Below are 16,839 nucleotides of genomic sequence, written 5' to 3'. Positions count from 1 at the left end.
ACTTTTATATATGGTTTAAACACAATAAAAAAATAAGAGTAGCTCAAAAAAGAGTACTCTTATATCATAATCTGCTTAAAGCTAATAGTTAACCGTAAATCTACGCACCGACTGATTCCTTCGCAGCGTACAATACCTCAGTTGTAATTTCCTTAAACCCACGCTCACGGGCAAACTTTTCAGTGTTGCGCTTCACTTTACCGCGCACAAAACCAGGGATTTTGTTGAGTTCTGCTTGACCATCTTTGCTCCAATTCAAATCAGAATCAGCAGAAATTCCTCTACTAATTACTTCCTTGGTGTCGTGTCCACCAAAGATTTCTAAGAGGTGATCTTCCATTCCTAAAGTGAAGGAATTGTAGATTAAATCTGTGATTTGATTTGTGCCTTCGTAACCCATAAATGGTTTGTAACCAATGGGGAAGTTTTGCACGTGGATTGGTGCTGCAATGACGCCGCAGGGAATGTCCAAACGCTTACCAACGTGGCGTTCCATTTGGGTACCGAAGATGGCGGAGGGTTCAACGCGGGCGATCGCATCCCCAATTGCGCCATGATCATCTGTAATCAGCACTTCGTCGCAATATTCGCTCACCTGTTCGCGGAACCAGTCAGCATCATATTTGCAGTAAGTCCCAGCCCAAACAACATGAATCCCCATTTCCCGCGCTAAAATCTTGGTCATGGCCGCAGCATGGGTATTATCCCCAAATACCACCGCTTTCTTACCAGTCAAGTTCTGACAGTCGATAGAACGAGAGAACCAAGCCGCTTGAGATACGTGGAGAGTTTGCTCATTGATGAACTCTTCATAGTCAACTTCCGCACCTTGGGCGTTAACCACCTGCTGAATCTTGCGAATACAACGGGCTGTTTCAACCACACCCATCGGGGTAATATCTATATAAGGTGTGCCAAATTGCTCTTGTAAGTACTGGGCTGTGGCTAAACCGAGTTCACGGTAAGGAATCAAGTTAAACCAAGCTTTCGGCATTTTCTTCAAATCGTTCACCGAAGCACCTTCAGGAATTAAAGTATTTACCTCAATCCCCAAATCAGCCATTAGCCGTTTGAGTTCGGTGCAGTCGTGATTGTTGTGAAAACCGAGGGTGGAAGTACCAATGATGTTAACGGAAGGCTTTTCGGTTTTACCTTCTGGTAGTTCCCCCCGCTTCCGGGCTTTCTCAATGTAGTATTGGACAATTTGATGTAAAGTGCGATCGGCGGCTTGTAGTTCGTTGTAGCGGTAGTGGTTCACATCCGCTAGCATTACGTCCCCTTTCGCTTCCAGCTGCGCCCGTTCGACAAAGTTGTGCAAGTCCTCTTGCAAAATGCTGGAAGTGCAGGTGGGAGTTAAAACAATCAAATCTGGGTGTTCCTCGGCATCTTTGCGGGTGATGTTATCTACCACCTTTTCTTGGGAACCACGGGCCAAAACGTTGCGGTCAACGACGCTGGTTGTCACCGGGGTAAAGTTTCTCTCCCGCGATAACATGGAGCGCATGACGTTAAAGTAGTCATCGCCAATGGGAGCGTGCATGATTGCATGTACGTTTTTAAATGAACTAGCAATCCGCAAAGTGCCGATGTGGGCTGGCCCTGCATACATCCAGTAAGCTAATTTCATGTTTGTGTTCTCCCTTCTCAACTGAAATAACTATAAGTGCTTGATTAATTAAATCGTTTCTGATTTTCTCAAACCTACTGGCTAGGAAAAAATAAGGTTTGTTGCGGGTTGTAGAGGAGGCGATGTGGCTGAAACCTAGTTACTGCTGGGGATGCGGCTATCTATTTAAACAACATTTATGTTGTTTTTGTAAAAAAATCTTAATATTCCCATAAATTTGTTTACCAATCTCTATTTCCCTAGTCGGTTGCGTTTTCAGCAGTCACGGTCAACCGCAAAAATAGAGCGAAATGATATAATAAGTGTACACTAAAATGTACACTTATTGATATGCCAAAGTACCTCACCATTACGGAAGCTCGACGACAGCTGTTAGATTTACCGGATGGGTTAAAGGATGAGCCAGTAATCATCACTAAGCATGGTAAACCGGTGATGGCAGCAATTAGCTTTGAGCAGTATGAATCTTTGTTAGAAACCCTAGCAACATTATCTGATCGGGATTTTGCCTATAAGCTACAGGAGAGTATAGCCCAAGGAAAACGGGGAGAATCCATTAGCTGGAAGGATGCAAAAGCTAAACTTGGACTCTGATACACCGCAACCAGGTAATGTAGAGTTTGAAATTCGGTTAACACCTCTAGCATTAGAGATGTTGGCAGATATCAAAGATCAACGTCAACAGCAAGCTTTAAGCTTACGCATCGACAAGCTGAAGACAGATCCAGAAAAGCAAGGAAAACCTTTAGTTAACAAGCTTAAGGGTTATCGCAGTGTGAGGGCTGTGGGTCAACGCTACCGGATTATTTATCAAGTAGAACTTGATCAAGTGCTGGTTTTAGTCGTTGGTGTGGGACTGCGAAAAGAGGGCGATAGAGCGGATATTTATACTTTGTTGCAGAAATTGTTAGAGGAATAAGTGGGTAACCTATTGTTAAGTAGCTGGGCATATTCCTCTTCTGTCACTTTCCCAAGATGAAAAGATGTAACCCCTACCACACACGAGTTTTACGGCTAGTGAAACCAGAAGCCAACGCCGTAACTGCACTCAGTCCAGCGTTGGGTAGTTTACCGAAAAATTGGGTCTAAAGCCCCGTCCTTCTAGGACGGCTTTATATTCTATAATATTATTTTATCTGCAATATTCCATGATAAAATATACAGATGATAGTAAGAGAAGCGAAGCTACTAAAGGGGACTAAGGAGCAATACCAAGCTCTTGATGATGCCATTCGCGCTGCCCAATTTATTAGAAATAAAGCAGTTCGCTATTGGATGGATAATCAAGGGGTTGGTAAAGCTGACTTATATAAGCTGTGCAAAGACTTAGCAGCCGAATTCGACTTTGCTTTGAAGTTAAACTCTGCTGCGCGTCAAGCCAGTGCCGAAAGAGCTTGGGCTGCTATCTCTAGTTTCTATAAGCGTTGCAAAAAGCAGGAAAAAAATAAAGGTTATCCGAAATTTCAAAAACATTGTCGTTCTGTAGAGTACAAAGTTTCGGGATGGAAACTTTCAGATGATTGCATGAGCATCAATTTCACTGATGGATTTCAAGTTGGCTCTTTGTCTTTATTCTGCAATAACGAAACACGCCTTGACCTTCACAGACTTAAGATTAACCGTGTACGAGTAGTCAGAAGAGCAGATGGCTATCACGCTCAATTCTGTTTTGATACTGACCGCAAGGAAGTTGGGGAATTCACTGGTAACGTTGTTGGATTGGACTTGGGGTTAAAATATTTCACCAAAGACCAAAATGATAATGCTGTAATTTATCCCCAATTTCTGAAAAAGTCAGAAGGTCGACTTAAAAAAGCTCAGAAGCGGTTGAGTAAAAAGTTTGTTAAAGGTAAAAAACCTCAGTCAATCAATTATCACAGGTCGCGGAAACGATTAGGTAGAGTTCATCTTAAAATCCAAAGACAGCGTAAAGATTGGGCTATAAAGCAAGCCCGATGCGTAGTTCACTCTAACGATGTGATTGTCTATGAGGATTTGAAGATTGCGAACATGGTCAAAAATCACCATTTGGCTAAGTCTATTTCTGACGCTAGTTGGTATCAGTTCACTCAATGGCTAGACTACTACGGAAAAATCTGGGATAAAGCAGTAGTAGCGGTATCGCCTAACTACACATCTCAGGACTGTAGCCATTGTGGACATAGAGTAAAAAAATCACTTAGCACCAGAACTCATTCATGCTCATCCTGTGGGGTTGAAATATGCCGTGATACGAATGCGGCGATTAATATCCTGAAGAAAGGTATGAAGATATTAGGATTTGAATGGCAGAGCAACAGTACCTTTGGGCAAAAGGGATCTGCCTCGCAAGAGGGAAAGCATAGGGAGAAAACCACCAATACTATTGATAGGAAACTTGATATAGCAAGCGGATTTCTGTGAACTATGAATTAGAATCCCCGTGCGTTCACGCCGGGGAGTATGTCAAACTTCTAGACAGCTACAGATTTACCAGTAGCAGGAAGCATTGAAGGATCAATTGAAATCCCTAACCCCTCAGCTACACGACGACCATAGGAAACATCTGCCCGGAAAAAGTGGCAAATTTGACGCATTTGGATATCTTGCCTTGCTTGACCGAGACTGCCGATAATGTTTTTAACCAGACGCTCTTGTTGCTCAGGATTTAGTAACCGATAGAGATCACCAGCCTGGGTGTAATCGTCGTTTCCTGGACGATGATTGTAACGATCAATGGCAACATCACCTAGATGTAGGGGTGGCTCTGCATAAGATGAAGTTTCTTTGGGCGTACCCTCAGCACTATTCGGTTCATAGTTGAGAGCGCTACCGCCATTGTTTCCTAATGCCATTAAGCCATCTCGCTGGTTATGTATGACTGGACATTTGGGCTGATTGACGGGTAGTTGCTGATAGTTACCACCCAAGCGATACCGTTGAGCATCTGGGTAAGAAAAGAGGCGGGCTTGAAGAACTTTGTCTGGAGAGAAACTAATGCCGGGAACTACTGCGCTAGGGCTAAAAGCGGCTTGCTCAACTTCGGCGAAATAATTCTCAGGGTTGCGATTTAGCTCTAAAATTCCGACTTCGATTAAGGGATATTCTTTTTGCTTCCAAACTTTTGTTAAATCAAAGGGGTTGTCTGGATGTTTTGCGGCTTGCTCTTCTGTCATCACCTGAAGACACATCCGCCATTTGGGATAATCTTTTTGAGCGATCGCATTAAACAAATCACGAGTTGCATGGTCGGGGTCTTCTCCCTTAATCTTAGACGATTCCTCATTGGTTAAGGTTTGATGTCCTTGCAGCGTCTTGAAGTGAAATTTGCACCAAACTCTTTCCCCTTGAGCATTAATCAAACTGAAGGTGTGGCTACCAAAACCGTCCATGTGTCGATAGGTTTTGGGAATTCCCCGATCTGAAAACAAAATCGTCACTTGGTGGAGTGATTCAGGACTGAGTGACCAGAAATCCCACACTGCATTATGGTCTTTGCAATTGGTTTGAGGATTACGCTTTTGGGTATGGACGAAATCAGGAAACTTCAGCGGGTCGCGAATAAAGAAAACAGGGGTATTGTTGCCTGCAATATCCCAGTTGCCTTCTTCAGTGTAAAACTTGAGGGCAAAGCCTCTAGGGTCACGCTCGGCATCTGCTGAACCCTTTTCTCCTCCAACCGTAGAACAGCGAAGCAGGACTTCTGTTTTTTTACCAATCTCTGAAAAAAGTTTGGCTTTAGTGTAGCGGCTAATATCATTAGTAACAGTAAAAGTACCGAAAGCCGCCGCACCTTTGGCATGGACAACCCGCTCAGGGATTCGTTCTCGGTTGAAATGAGCCAGCTTTTCCATGAGATGGAAATCCTGCATTAATACAGGGCCACGCGCTCCAGCGGTGAGTGAGTTCTGGTTATCAGCAACGGGGATACCGTCAGCAGTTGTCAATTTTTGAGGTTCAGTCATGGGTAAAGAAGCTCTCCATTAAGTGACTTAGATTGCCAAAAGTGTACTTTGGGCAGGTGAGATACGGGCGCTCATTTATCAAGCAAATTAAATCATAGTCATATCGACTACGTAGATAGAGCATAATCGATATGACTATGATATGCAACAAACTTGTTTTGTATGGGAGCAGGTGAGGGAATTCGTCAAACAGCTAATTTGGCGCGATGGGCCATGGCAATCAATCCATTTAGTAGCGGACTTATGCATTGACAAAAAATGCTAAATATGGAATCTAGTGGTGCGCCACACTAACTTTGATGGGTGAATAAGTTCGTAGTCAGGACTTTAGTCCTTGCCTTGAGCGCTTCAGCGCTGACTACAAACCCAGCAAAGTTGTCTTGCTAGACCACTAGTGTTATTCATTAAAAATCTTAATCCGTAGGTTAGGGAACCCACCCTACGGGTAGGATGCGTAAAGAGACGCATCAGAACACCATAGGGAACCCACGCTAGGGGTAGGATGCATCCCCTGACGCATCAGAACACCATTAAAAAAGCCCAAAATTAGGATGAATTTCCAAAGGAAGTAAGTCCTAGGTTAGTTTATTCGGATAAATTAATTGCTGGGTTACGGGGAAAGAAACCTCTAGGCATAAGCTTAAACCCTATGCGGTGTGTTGGCATTACGGGCCAATCTTCTGGACGGGGAATATGAGTCATGCCCATTGTGTACCACAAAACGACATCTTCACCCGTTAAAGACTCGTTATCGGCGATGTATTTTGGTAACCCTTGTCCGGCTTTGGTTTGGTTGGGATAATCACCACCTGCATAGAGTTCGCTGGGTTTGTATTTTGTTACCCAAAGATGATGAGTGGCAAATTCAGCTTTTTGGCGGATTTTCGCTCCTTCAACTGGATAAAATATGGAATTCCCTCCTGGCATTAGCATATATCCAGGCGCCATCCCTAAAGCGTTCTTTTCATCTGCACTGGCAATCATCCATTCTCGACTCTGTTTCATGTCCAAATCGCGAACAGCAGCGGTTTCTGTTGCTAGTGGGGTTTCTTCTACTACAATGGCATTTCCTAAAGGGTTTTTCTCGTTGATGGGTAAGGCTTTGACATTCATTTCCATCACAGAATTCGCCTGACCATCTACATCCATATCTAGGCGATAATTAAAAAAGTGCTGGTGATTTACCCCAAAGATATTTTTGGCAATTAACCGACCATAGGAATTATCATCAGACTGTTTTTCAGCCGTTGTTCCCTGTGTCAATACAATACCCGTTAACTCATTCTCAACTTCTAAAGTGCCATCTTGGTGAAAAATCCAATTGATGCCGTAATCATAGTTGTCAATTGCTGCTGTCATCTTGATGACTAATTCACGACTACGACGCACATCATTACGCTGGGTGTTTAATTCATAATGCTTCCAGAGGATGCCGTTATCTCTCTCGTAGATGCCAATAACGTTTGGCATTGTGTAGGGTTCACCGTCACTATTAGCAAACACTGCATCGAGTAAAACGCCATTTTCTGGAATTTCTTTACCTAATTCCATTTTGTTTGCTAACAACCCAAGGCTGTATTCCCCAACATCAAAGGCATTTCTAAATGTCCAGTTAGCCGCGGGATCGCCATAAGGTACTACCATTTCTGATAAGCCGGCGCGGTAAAGAATTGGTCGGTTTTTGTCTCCGTTGTTGTAATTCACTAAGTACAACACCAAGCCATCACGGGGATGGATTAAATAACGAAATTGCCAACCTTGCCAGCTAATTTCATTACCGTTAATTTGAAAGCTTTTCCCTTGAGGTTGGAGAATTGTTAATGCTTTTAGTGGTGAAAGTAATTTGCCTAAAGACTGAATATCATAGTCCCAGTTTTCTTGAGAAAAAGGAACTACACCGTTATCTACAAAACTGGCGATTTTACCCTTGTTCAAATCCACTGTTGCTAAAACGCCTTCGATGGGACTACCGTAATAATTCCAGCGTTTGCCTTTATAGTAAGATAAGGCGCGACACAGACGATTACCTGCGGTTTCTTCTTGTTGACTCAGGATTCCCGGCGCCCAGCAACTGATTTGAACTTGATCGAAATCTGTAATTTCCCGCTTTTCCATGGCTTTTTGCCATTGGGGATGAGATTTGACTACCTCCCCTGCCAATTGATAGTCTAGAGGGAGTAAAGCGGGTTGAGCATTAGGGATCTGTTGCCAATAACTTAAGGTTTTGGTTTTTAGATCAACAATTCCCTCAAAAGTTTTATTTTGTGATCGCTCATAGATTACCAGAAAAACCTGGCGTGTAAACGGTTTACCTGGTGTAAAATTTAGAACTTCTTTTTTATCTGGTTCTTGTAAGGCAATAATGGGGAAAGCTGCCGTTTCGCTCAAGGTATTTTGTTTTTTGACTACCGCAACAGCCGTACTAATTTCTGCCTCTGTTAAGGAAGTCAAAGGATGGGAAATAATAGGCTGTTGAGCAGACACTAATCCCATCAATCGAAGTGAGATAGAAATTAAAACAATGATGGCAATAGCTAGCGCAAAAAACAGTCTCAGCCTCTTAGTCATCACTTTAGATTTTTACAACAATGTGTAATTATCTATTTCCTAGCTATGGCTCAGAAACCGTATGATTAAGTGACTAATTCTTCAATAAATTGCCCACAGTATCAGCTATTACCCAATAACCAAACGGCGCAAAGATTCAGCACGACGTTTAGCAATGGCGTTATTGGGGTCTAATTTGAGCGCTTCTTCATACATTTCTAGCGCCGGAGCATTTAATTTTTTCCGCTCGTAAGCGTGACCAAGATTATTCAGTGCTGTTACGTAGTCGGGTTTATGTTTGATGGCTTCTTTGTATTGACGAATAGCTAGATCATATTGCTCTTGGGCAAAGTAAGTATAACCCAAACCATTGTAAATGGGGGCAATTTCTTCTCCTTCTTCGACCGCTGCTTTAATAGCTTTTTGAAACAGTGGGATTGCCTGGGCAAATACTTTTTTTTCAGAATAAATACTGGCTAACTCATAATATTCTTGAGCCGTGCCTTTGTCTTTATCCAGCTTTTTTCGCAACCGTGACAAAGAGCTTTCAAGCTTACGAGTTTTAAATATTTCGCGGAAAACAATCACACCTGCAAATGTGAGTATGGCGACGAAAATTGAAAGATAAACAACCGCTAAATTTTTATCCATTGCCTACGAATACAAAATACAAATAAAAGGTGCTTCTATTTTTATGATCAGATTTTTGTCAGTTGTTTTACTCGACTAATGACCCTTCGGGTTCGCCAGTTGCTCATGGGGAGCCACTGCGTTGGACGGGTTCCCCGGCTTAAAGCACGTGGCGTGGAAACAAGACGGTTCTGCGCACTGGCTCACCAATAACTAATGACCAATGACTATTGACCATTGACTAATCCCCAATATTGGGCGCGTTCTTTGAGCCAGCCGGATTCGATGTAACCAGCGATCGCATTATTCACCCGTCGTCTTAACTCATCGTACTGCAATCCCTTGGGCATGACTACAGACAAGGGAAAGGTTGATAGGTTGGTTGGCAGTAGGCGATATTGGGGATATTCTTGCACCCAACCACTCAGAACGCTAGTATCGGCGGCAAATGCATCGGCGCTGTTGCTTTCGATTAGCTCTCGCCCTTGGGTGTAGGAATTCACTCCCACCAATTCAGCCTTCGGTATAAAATATCGAATTTGGGCAATAGTGCTGGAGTTGTTGAGTACAGCAATTTTCCGGTTAGCCAAATCCTTTAACTGGTTAATTGCAGTATCCTTTGTAACTAAGCTTGTGCCATCAAAGTAGTAAGGAACACTGAAATTAACTAAGCGGGAGCGGGACTCGGTTGCTGTAACTCTGGCGATCGCCAAATCAACTTTTTTGTCTAAAACCACAGAGAGGCGATCGCCATTGGCTACTGGTTGCAACTTGACAGCATCGGCAAAGCCTAGCAAGTCAACTGCCAAGCGCTTTGCCAAATCAATCTCTAAGCCTTGTAAATTGCCCTTAGCATCTCTAAATCCCAAAGGGCGTAAGTTATCCTTAACGGCCATTGTTATATAGCCCTGCCGTTGAATTTCTGGCATTTGGGCGGCAGATGCAATCCATCCTCTCCCCAGCAAGAGGAAGTACAAACACAAAATAAGGGTAGCGGACAATATCAGATGTAACCGATTAATTCCTGACCATCTGTTACATCTTTTATTCATCCGTTGCCACCTTTATCCTTTATATTGACTTGCTAATTCAGCGACTTTGCCGAAGCTAGCGGGATCGAGGACTGCCAATTGTGCCAACATCTTGCGATTTAGTTGGATATCAGCTTTTTTCAAGTTGCCGATCAACTGGCTGTAACTCAAGCCATGCTGTCTGGAAGCTGCGTTGATCCGGGTGATCCAGAGACGACGGAAATCGCGCTTCTTCTTTTTGCGATCGCGATAGGCACTCCGTAGGGCCTTCATTACCTGTTGGTTAGCGGTTCTAAACAGAGTTGAGTGAGAACCACGAAACCCTTTAGCTAGTTTGAGAACTTTATTGCGGCGTTTACGAGCTACATTACCGCGTTTTACCCGGGTCATAACTTAATTTCCTAACTTAATTCCTGAAAAATTTACAAATATGGCAGCATCAAGCGCACGTTGTCTGCGTCAGTTTCATGTACAAGGCCGGTTTGGCGTAAACCGCGCTTTTTGTTAGAAGACTTGTGCTCTAGAAGGTGGCTTTTGAAGGCTTTGCGACGCACAATTTTACCGGTGCCGGTGGCACGGAATCGCTTCGCAGCTGCTTTACGGGTCTTGAGTTTAGGCATGGTTTGGCTTTAATTCAACACGATCCATCATTATATACTATGAGATTTCGACAAACATGGCTGAAGACACAAATTTATTGGCTAAGAGTCGCGCTGACTTTGGGGTCTAAAACAATTTGCGAGCCAGATTGATTTACATGGTAAGTCCAAGATTGCTGCTTAACCTTCACAATTACTTCCCAGCCTTCCACGGGGTCGAATATCTGGGTGCAAATTTCACCAAAGCCAAAAACGCAGGGATTACTGAAGGTTTTTTGTGTAGCTTCAGTGATTTTTAAAGCATTACTTGGTACTCCAGAACGCTTTGAGGCATCGGTCAAAACTGCTTTGGCGATTGCCTTTGGCAATTGGTTAGTACTAGATACAGTGACTTTGGGATCTAAAACGATTTGCGAGCCGGATTTATCCACATGATAAGTCCAGGATTGATCCTTCACCTTGACAACTACTACCCAGCCCTCGATGGGGTTATATTCCTTAGTGCAAATTTCCCCAAAATTGAAAATGCAGGGATTACCAAAGGTCTCGGATGTAACTTGAGTAATGGTTAAATTAGCAATTCCTACCCCAGAAACCTTAGCAGCATCCTGTAGCACTGCCCTAGAAATAGCTTTTGGCAGTGTGTTTTGGCTATTTTGGGACAATTGCATCTGTTCTGCCCTGGGAAGCGCCACACCAGTTTTGTTGCTAGTGATGCTGAGTCCACAAGCTAGTAAGCTGCTTAATGCCAGAGTTAAAACAACGCTTTGAGGAAAGAATTTCATCTCTTACACCTGGAACATAATAGTTAATCTGACGCTGTATTCAGAAAGCTGTTTCCAGTCCTCCCAACATAGGAATAACAAGATCCCCGACTTCTTAGAGAAGTCGGGGATCTGAAAAGTGTCTGAGTTTTACGCTTACCGAGTAATCCTATAAAAATGCTAGTTAAAAACCCAAAAAGTTTTTAGGTTTGAACGTGTTTATAAATTGCAGGATTAACCACATATTCAGGAAACTGGCGCTTTAATGCTGGAAAAACGGGACAAGGGGCTTGATCTTGCAAATTTTCTGGTTTACTCCAAGTAAAGGGCGCTTTTTGGGCAGCCGACATCCACAACAGCCGCTTTGCTCTAGTCATGGCCACGTAAAGTAAACGGTACTCTTCAGCGGTTTTTAGATGCTTTGCTTGTTCCCAAGCTTGGGTAACATTGGGGATGTTAGATCCATTGTGGTGGAGAGCAGCGCGAATTTGGGCGCGGGCTACTTCTGATAAAGTAAAGTCACCTAAAAACTGGCTTTGGGGAGGAACCCAAAACCTACCAGGAATTAAGTTTTCGTGGAGAAATGGCAGAAAAACATAGTCCCAATCCAGCCCTTTGGCTTTGTGCATGGTAATAATTGTCAGTTGACCGGCACGGGTGTAACGCGCTTCTGAGTCTTCTGTGTCCACTGGTTCAAAGCGTTCGGAACTGACGATTTCACTCAAAGCCGACAGCATCGCCCCCATGGAACTATTACCAGCTATTTGTTGATTTACCCGTTCTGCGAGTTTGTCGGCGGTTGCTAATTCTGCCTGTTCGTACTTTAATGCCAAGGCGAGGAAGAAAATCATCTGAGATAGGGGCAGTTCTAAGCAGGCGCGGAGTAAACTACGACATAAGCGGGCGGCTGTTTCGACTGGCTCTAGTTGGGTTGGTGCTAGGGGCCCAGGATATAAAAATTCTTCTGGTAGACTGGCGAGGGTGTTTAGGTCTTGGGTGGGAATTAATTGGCGCTGTACCAATACCTCTAGGGCGGCTTTGAGATAATCGGGGGAGTGGGGGCGAGAGCAAAATTGCAGTAATACTAAAATCTCTTGGGGAACACGAGAACGACGTTCGCTTTCTTCCACATCAAAAAGTCTGATTTTATGCTCTTTGCATACAGGTGCAAGATTCTGGGCTAGCCATCTTCCTTGGCGATTTTCCCTAACTAAAACCGCTGCACAAGACTCAGGATTTTGAGTAAATAACTCTACTACTCTGTGTCCCAGTAACTCAACTGTGTGATGGATATCGCGGGGAGTGTAAAGTTCTAGCCCCCGTCCTACTTGGTCTGGGTTAGCATTTTTTTGAGGGTCATCAGGGTCAACAGGACAAATTTTCTGGAGTTCAAAAGGCTTTTGTCTGTTATTTGTGGCGACTGATGGCAGACTATTCACACAGAGAAGAGCAAAGTTAGCCGCTTCAATGATAATTCTTGTACTGCGCCCTGCTTGATCCATTGTTGCCAATAGTTGATGGCGATCGCACTTTTGACAAAATTCCCGAAAATAAATCGGATCAGCCGGTGTAAAAGTCGAGTTAATTGCCTGATTGGGATCACCAACTCGCACTAAATTGAGTGAGAAATCATCAAAATTATCCCCATCTCCCCCATTACAAGCCAATATTTTTAACAATTTCGTCTGAAGAGGGCTAGAATCTTGGGCTTCGTCTTCAAAGACGGCGAAAACTTGGTTTTGTTCAATACGGCGGGCGTGATCATTTTTGAGTACTCGCAAAGCGGCCACAATCATGTCGTCGTAGTCGATGAAGTCACGGGAGCTCATTAAATTTTGATATTCTTCATACAACCCCGCGGCTACCCTTAAAATTCCATATTCATCTGTGGTTTGCTGACTCCACTCCCGGAGTTTTTCTGGCGATGTATCAGAACTTTTGGCTTCATGAATCACGGTATAAGCCAAATCTGGCAATACTTCTGTCCGTAGCACCGACTGACGACGTAGTCCTTCTGTCTCTTCACCATCAAATTGATTACCAGCCAACAGCCGAGAATAAGGCTCCGGATTCTGAGCAATCCATTGTTCTACAGCATTTCTAATCAAGCGGTGGCTTTGGTTGGGAGTGATTAAGGTGACATTTTCTAACTGCAACCGGGATAAGTCTGGATGGCGGCTGGCAATGTTTAATGCTAGACCATGGAGGGTATAGACAACAAAACCTGTTTGCGGTAAAGATAATTTATCTCGTAAGGTTTCGCGGATTTTTGCTTTAATATTGGCAGCAGCGGAGCGTGTAAAGGTGACAACCACCAGCTGAGTTTGGGAATTTCTCCGGGAATTTTCATACTGACGGGCTATGGCAATTGCTGCTGCATCTGCCATGCCCTTTGATTTACCAGCACCAGGAACGGCAGAAATAGCCAGAGGACCAGATTGCCAATCAGCCATCTGCCTTTGTCCAGGACGCAAGAGTTGGCGAATTGCGTCAATCTTCTCCCGCAGCACAGAAACCCGCGATTGCTGAGATAATTCTAAGTGGAGAGATTCTGGAGGGATAAGAGCGGTAATTTTCGGGTCTGACATAGAGAATTTTAGATTTTAAACGTAATTCCTAAACCGCAGATATGAATAATCTTCGGTTATTTTCTTTGTTTATCTGTGGTGAAAAATCTTCAATTACAAATTAATAGATGGCTAATAACTCAATAATGACAAATCGCCGACTTTCTCTACATTATCTGGGTTTGGTTGGGGTGATTGCCCTTGGTGCTATCTTGCGTTTTTGGCATCTAGGCTTAAAACCTCTGTGGATGGATGAGGTGATTACTGCCATTTTCAGCTTGGGTAAAAATTACCATGATTTGCCTTTGGATGTAGTCTTTCCTCTGAACCGCGTGCAGGAAATTTTTACTTTTCAGCCTGGGGTGAGTTGTGAGCAAATTGCCGCAAACATTGCTACTCAGTCTACCCATCCGCCGCTGTTTTTTTGTGGAATGTACAGTTGGTTAGGGTGGATGAGTCCTTTGGGGACAGAGTGGATGGCAAAATTGCGATCGCTCCCGGCTTTATTTGGTGTATTGGCGATCGCCGCAATTTATGGTGTCAATCGGATTGCTTTTTCCCCAAAATCTGGAATCATCGCCGCGTTGATCATGGCAGTTTCCCCCTTTGCCGTTTATCTTTCCCAAGAATCAAGACACTACACCCAACCTATGCTAATCATCACTTTAGCATTATTCTTGCTGATGCAAATTCAGCGAGATATCTTCGAGCATTCTCGAATCAGGTTTTGGGTTTGGCTGTTATGGGCAATTATTAATAGTATCGGTCTTTATGTTCACTACTTTTTTGCTCTCGCTTTTATTGCCGAAATCGCTACACTACTTCTGCTGATGTATTGGGGTAGGGCAAAAATAAAACAGCTTCGCCAAATCTGGCTAGTACTAATCCTCTCTACCAGTGGCGTTGTCATTAGCTTCCTTCCCTGGTTGTTGGTGACATTGAGTCATGTTAACCGTTCAGAAACCAGTTGGTTACCATCTCCCACCATCGTTGCACCTCTATATCAAACTCTAATTAACTGGGTGCTAATGGTAATTGCTCTCCCTGTAGAAAATCAGCCCCTACCAATTGCCGTGATTTGTGGCTTGTTAATGGTGATATTTGCTATTTGGCTGGGTAGGCAAGTATTCTCAGGTTTAAAGCTGCTGTGGTCACAAAATACCACTCATTCAGCCACACTAACGCTTTTAAGTTTTACTATTTTCGTTTTGTTACAATTTTTTGCTATTGCCTATTTATTTGGCAAAGATATTACTGTCGTTCCCCGCTATAACTTTGTTTACTATCCCAGTTTTTGCGCTCTACTAGCAGCCAGTCTAGGGAAAATTCAAAATGCAAAATTCAAAATTCAAAATTCTATATTAATTTTTTTGCTGGTTGGGATGATTAGTTCTATTTTTGTTGTTTCTAACTTGGCGTTTCAAAAGCCCTTTCAGCCTGAACAAGTCGCCAAGAATATGAATATAGAACCAGCAGTACCCCTAATGCTAGTGGTGAAATATAAAAGTTATCAAGATGTGGCATTGGGATTAAGTTTTGCTTTGGCAGTAGAGAAAATCAGAAATGATGATCTAAAAAATCCGGTTCGGCACAATTCCGCTATAAATGCCGATGGTTTGGCTTTTTTACAGGAATCTCCTGATTTTTTTGCTGTGATCAGCAAGCTTTCTCCACAGTCCACACCAGGAATATCTCAGTTAAATTTGTGGTTTGTGGGGCCAGGAATGAGACGGCGGGACTATCCCCCCCAATTAGCACTTGCTAGGCAAACTAGCTGCACTATAGACCCCACACAGCACCATCGCATTGGTGTTCCCTATCAGCTTTATCGCTGCGCCAATGTTCTGTAACTAATATTGGGAATTGGGAAAAAAAATTACCCATTACCCATTACCCATTACCCATTACCAATTACCCATTACCCATTACCCATTACCCAGTTATTCGTCAATTTGCCAAACATCCTTAGTCAAGTTTTCATCAAGGATTTTCTTAGGACGGACAATCACAATAATTTTCCCTAGCAGGGGAACTTCTGGGGCAGTTTCAAACCACTTAAAATCTAATTCACCTGCTTTGTCAACTACAAAGTAGCTGGATTCATCCCATTCTCGTTGTGCCCGATCTATAACTACGAGGACTGGGGTTGGCTTGTTTTGTGACTGCAACGGGAAGATATCGCTATTGGCAATAATTACTACTGGATCTTCGGCACCCAACAGCACTTGCCAACCTGGTAACGGTACCCAAGCTTGTTCGCCGCTAAATTTGACAATGCGAAATGGTTCAATTTCAGTAATTATTGGTACAGCTTTTAAATCTTGTGGTGTTAATGGCAACTCACCAACCAAAGGTAAGATGCGGGGTAATTCTTCTTCCGACTCTAGGCGGTAAAAGGGTAAGGTTGGGGCTGGACGCTTGGGTGTGACGGTAAAATCAAGGAGTAGTTCTTCGATTTTTTGTCTAGCTGTTTGGGTGTGAGCAAAGCGCAAACCTTTGGCGATCAGGCGCGATCGCTCTTGAAAATCTGAGTATTGGCGTGCTAATTTCCAAGCTTGATAAGCGATCGCATCTCCTGGATGGGCAGAAAACCCTTCTGGCAAGATGGAGAAATAAGAGTAATCTTTAATTCCTTTGGCTACATCTCGCACCTCTTCAATGCCGAGTTTATGGACAAAGGTCAGTTCAGCCGCTGCGGCCCGGTCTTCTTGGGCGAGCAAACGTAGTTCATATAATACCTCGCTGCCGCGTGTGCTGTAGTGCGATCGCGCTGCCTCTGAGGCGCCAAACTTTTCTAAAGAGCTATAAACTTGGGAGCCAACAGTCAACTGATTTTGTAGCAGTGGCTCAAATCCAGTAGCTTCAAAAATTTCTTGGCCATTGTAACCAGCTTTTTGCAGATAGGCGATCGCTACTCCCCATTCCACCCAGTTACCTTGCTTCTGCCTCAACTTGATCAGCAACTCTTGTGCTAAATCATTATTAGTAGGATCTTCGTGATTTTGGGTGTTGGGTGGTAGATCAGTCATAAAATTTCTCAGATGTTTGGAAACCCAGTGGCTACACAGCCCTGGCAATAAAAACGTCGTTAACAATTCTGGAGTAAGAGCTTTAACTTATTTTAATCTTA

General features: G+C 43.5%; 14 protein-coding genes. 4 read left to right on the top strand and 10 right to left on the bottom strand.

Going from position 1 to position 16,839, the window contains the following annotated elements:
- Nucleotides 1-100 precede the first annotated feature (100 nt).
- Nucleotides 101-1,627, bottom strand: coding sequence for a ferredoxin:protochlorophyllide reductase (ATP-dependent) subunit B (gene bchB / locus H6G32_RS10290; protein ID WP_190457772.1), 1,527 nt, complete (start codon nucleotides 1,625-1,627; stop codon nucleotides 101-103).
- Nucleotides 1,628-1,957: 330 nt separating this feature from the next.
- Between bchB and H6G32_RS10285 the strand changes: the two genes are divergently transcribed.
- The 3 genes from H6G32_RS10285 to H6G32_RS10275 all read left to right on the top strand — a co-directional run bounded on the left by H6G32_RS10285 (nucleotide 1,958) and on the right by H6G32_RS10275 (nucleotide 4,030).
- The gene (locus tag H6G32_RS10285; RefSeq protein ID WP_190457770.1) at nucleotides 1,958-2,221 is read left to right on the top strand and encodes a type II toxin-antitoxin system Phd/YefM family antitoxin; all 264 of its coding nucleotides are present in this window, start codon (nucleotides 1,958-1,960) and stop codon (nucleotides 2,219-2,221) included.
- Nucleotides 2,196-2,546, top strand: a complete 351-nt coding sequence (locus tag H6G32_RS10280; protein ID WP_190457768.1) for a type II toxin-antitoxin system RelE family toxin — start codon at nucleotides 2,196-2,198, stop codon at nucleotides 2,544-2,546. The genes H6G32_RS10285 and H6G32_RS10280 overlap by 26 nt, the downstream gene beginning before the upstream one ends.
- Before the next feature lie 245 nt (nucleotides 2,547-2,791).
- Nucleotides 2,792-4,030 carry an RNA-guided endonuclease InsQ/TnpB family protein gene (locus tag H6G32_RS10275; RefSeq protein WP_190457766.1) on the top strand — a complete coding sequence of 413 codons (1,239 nt, stop codon included), beginning with the start codon at nucleotides 2,792-2,794 and terminating at the stop codon, nucleotides 4,028-4,030.
- A 50-nt stretch (nucleotides 4,031-4,080) separates the two neighbouring features.
- On the opposite strand, the gene H6G32_RS10270 is transcribed toward H6G32_RS10275, so the two are convergent.
- The 8 genes from H6G32_RS10270 to H6G32_RS10235 all read right to left on the bottom strand — a co-directional run bounded on the left by H6G32_RS10270 (nucleotide 4,081) and on the right by H6G32_RS10235 (nucleotide 13,730).
- Nucleotides 4,081-5,571 (bottom strand): catalase, encoded by a 1,491-nt coding sequence (locus H6G32_RS10270; RefSeq protein WP_190457765.1) that lies wholly within the window; start codon nucleotides 5,569-5,571, stop codon nucleotides 4,081-4,083.
- Nucleotides 5,572-6,156: 585 nt separating this feature from the next.
- A complete protein-coding gene (locus H6G32_RS10265) occupies nucleotides 6,157-8,139 on the bottom strand; it encodes a primary-amine oxidase (protein WP_190457762.1) in 1,983 nt (660 codons plus the stop codon).
- A 108-nt stretch (nucleotides 8,140-8,247) separates the two neighbouring features.
- Nucleotides 8,248-8,769: a tetratricopeptide repeat protein gene (locus H6G32_RS10260; RefSeq protein WP_190457760.1), complete on the bottom strand. Its 522-nt coding sequence runs from the start codon at nucleotides 8,767-8,769 to the stop codon at nucleotides 8,248-8,250.
- A gap of 206 nt (nucleotides 8,770-8,975) precedes the next feature.
- Nucleotides 8,976-9,800, bottom strand: a complete 825-nt coding sequence (locus H6G32_RS10255; protein ID WP_190457758.1) for a transporter substrate-binding domain-containing protein — start codon at nucleotides 9,798-9,800, stop codon at nucleotides 8,976-8,978.
- A 12-nt stretch (nucleotides 9,801-9,812) separates the two neighbouring features.
- A complete protein-coding gene (gene rplT, locus H6G32_RS10250) occupies nucleotides 9,813-10,169 on the bottom strand; it encodes a 50S ribosomal protein L20 (RefSeq protein ID WP_190457756.1) in 357 nt (118 codons plus the stop codon).
- Between the two features lie 32 nt (nucleotides 10,170-10,201).
- Entirely contained in the window at nucleotides 10,202-10,399 is a 198-nt protein-coding gene (gene rpmI / locus H6G32_RS10245; RefSeq protein WP_190457754.1) for a 50S ribosomal protein L35, read from the bottom strand.
- A 74-nt stretch (nucleotides 10,400-10,473) separates the two neighbouring features.
- The gene (locus tag H6G32_RS10240) at nucleotides 10,474-11,163 is read right to left on the bottom strand and encodes a hypothetical protein (protein WP_190457752.1); all 690 of its coding nucleotides are present in this window, start codon (nucleotides 11,161-11,163) and stop codon (nucleotides 10,474-10,476) included.
- 182 nt (nucleotides 11,164-11,345) lie between these two features.
- Entirely contained in the window at nucleotides 11,346-13,730 is a 2,385-nt protein-coding gene (locus H6G32_RS10235; protein WP_190457750.1) for an ATP-dependent helicase, read from the bottom strand.
- 125 nt (nucleotides 13,731-13,855) lie between these two features.
- Here H6G32_RS10235 and H6G32_RS10230 point away from each other — a divergent pair, with 125 nt between their 5' ends.
- Entirely contained in the window at nucleotides 13,856-15,559 is a 1,704-nt protein-coding gene (locus H6G32_RS10230; RefSeq protein ID WP_190457825.1) for a glycosyltransferase family 39 protein, read from the top strand.
- A 90-nt stretch (nucleotides 15,560-15,649) separates the two neighbouring features.
- Here the strand turns inward: H6G32_RS10230 and H6G32_RS10225 are convergent, their stop codons facing one another.
- The gene (locus H6G32_RS10225; RefSeq protein WP_190457748.1) at nucleotides 15,650-16,738 is read right to left on the bottom strand and encodes a RuBisCO accumulation factor 1; all 1,089 of its coding nucleotides are present in this window, start codon (nucleotides 16,736-16,738) and stop codon (nucleotides 15,650-15,652) included.
- Nucleotides 16,739-16,839 lie beyond the last annotated feature (101 nt).

This window comes from Cylindrospermum sp. FACHB-282, assembly GCF_014697195.1.
In the GTDB taxonomy this organism is placed as follows: Bacteria; Cyanobacteriota; Cyanobacteriia; order Cyanobacteriales; family Nostocaceae; genus Cylindrospermum.
Note: the sequence above shows the minus strand (reverse complement) of the source record. Positions and strands in the feature narration are given on the sequence as shown.

Coding starts and splice junctions, on each gene's coding strand:
- H6G32_RS10255 (WP_190457758.1), bottom strand. CDS start 9,800: ATGAATAAAAGATGTAACAGATGGTCAGGAATTAATCGGTTACATCTG.
- H6G32_RS10275 (WP_190457766.1), top strand. CDS start 2,792: ATGATAGTAAGAGAAGCGAAGCTACTAAAGGGGACTAAGGAGCAATAC.
- H6G32_RS10280 (WP_190457768.1), top strand. CDS start 2,196: ATGCAAAAGCTAAACTTGGACTCTGATACACCGCAACCAGGTAATGTA.
- H6G32_RS10235 (WP_190457750.1), bottom strand. CDS start 13,730: ATGTCAGACCCGAAAATTACCGCTCTTATCCCTCCAGAATCTCTCCAC.
- H6G32_RS10230 (WP_190457825.1), top strand. CDS start 13,856: ATGACAAATCGCCGACTTTCTCTACATTATCTGGGTTTGGTTGGGGTG.
- rpmI (WP_190457754.1), bottom strand. CDS start 10,399: ATGCCTAAACTCAAGACCCGTAAAGCAGCTGCGAAGCGATTCCGTGCC.
- H6G32_RS10270 (WP_190457765.1), bottom strand. CDS start 5,571: ATGACTGAACCTCAAAAATTGACAACTGCTGACGGTATCCCCGTTGCT.
- H6G32_RS10265 (WP_190457762.1), bottom strand. CDS start 8,139: ATGACTAAGAGGCTGAGACTGTTTTTTGCGCTAGCTATTGCCATCATT.
- rplT (WP_190457756.1), bottom strand. CDS start 10,169: ATGACCCGGGTAAAACGCGGTAATGTAGCTCGTAAACGCCGCAATAAA.
- bchB (WP_190457772.1), bottom strand. CDS start 1,627: ATGAAATTAGCTTACTGGATGTATGCAGGGCCAGCCCACATCGGCACT.
- H6G32_RS10285 (WP_190457770.1), top strand. CDS start 1,958: ATGCCAAAGTACCTCACCATTACGGAAGCTCGACGACAGCTGTTAGAT.
- H6G32_RS10260 (WP_190457760.1), bottom strand. CDS start 8,769: ATGGATAAAAATTTAGCGGTTGTTTATCTTTCAATTTTCGTCGCCATA.
- H6G32_RS10225 (WP_190457748.1), bottom strand. CDS start 16,738: ATGACTGATCTACCACCCAACACCCAAAATCACGAAGATCCTACTAAT.
- H6G32_RS10240 (WP_190457752.1), bottom strand. CDS start 11,163: ATGAAATTCTTTCCTCAAAGCGTTGTTTTAACTCTGGCATTAAGCAGC.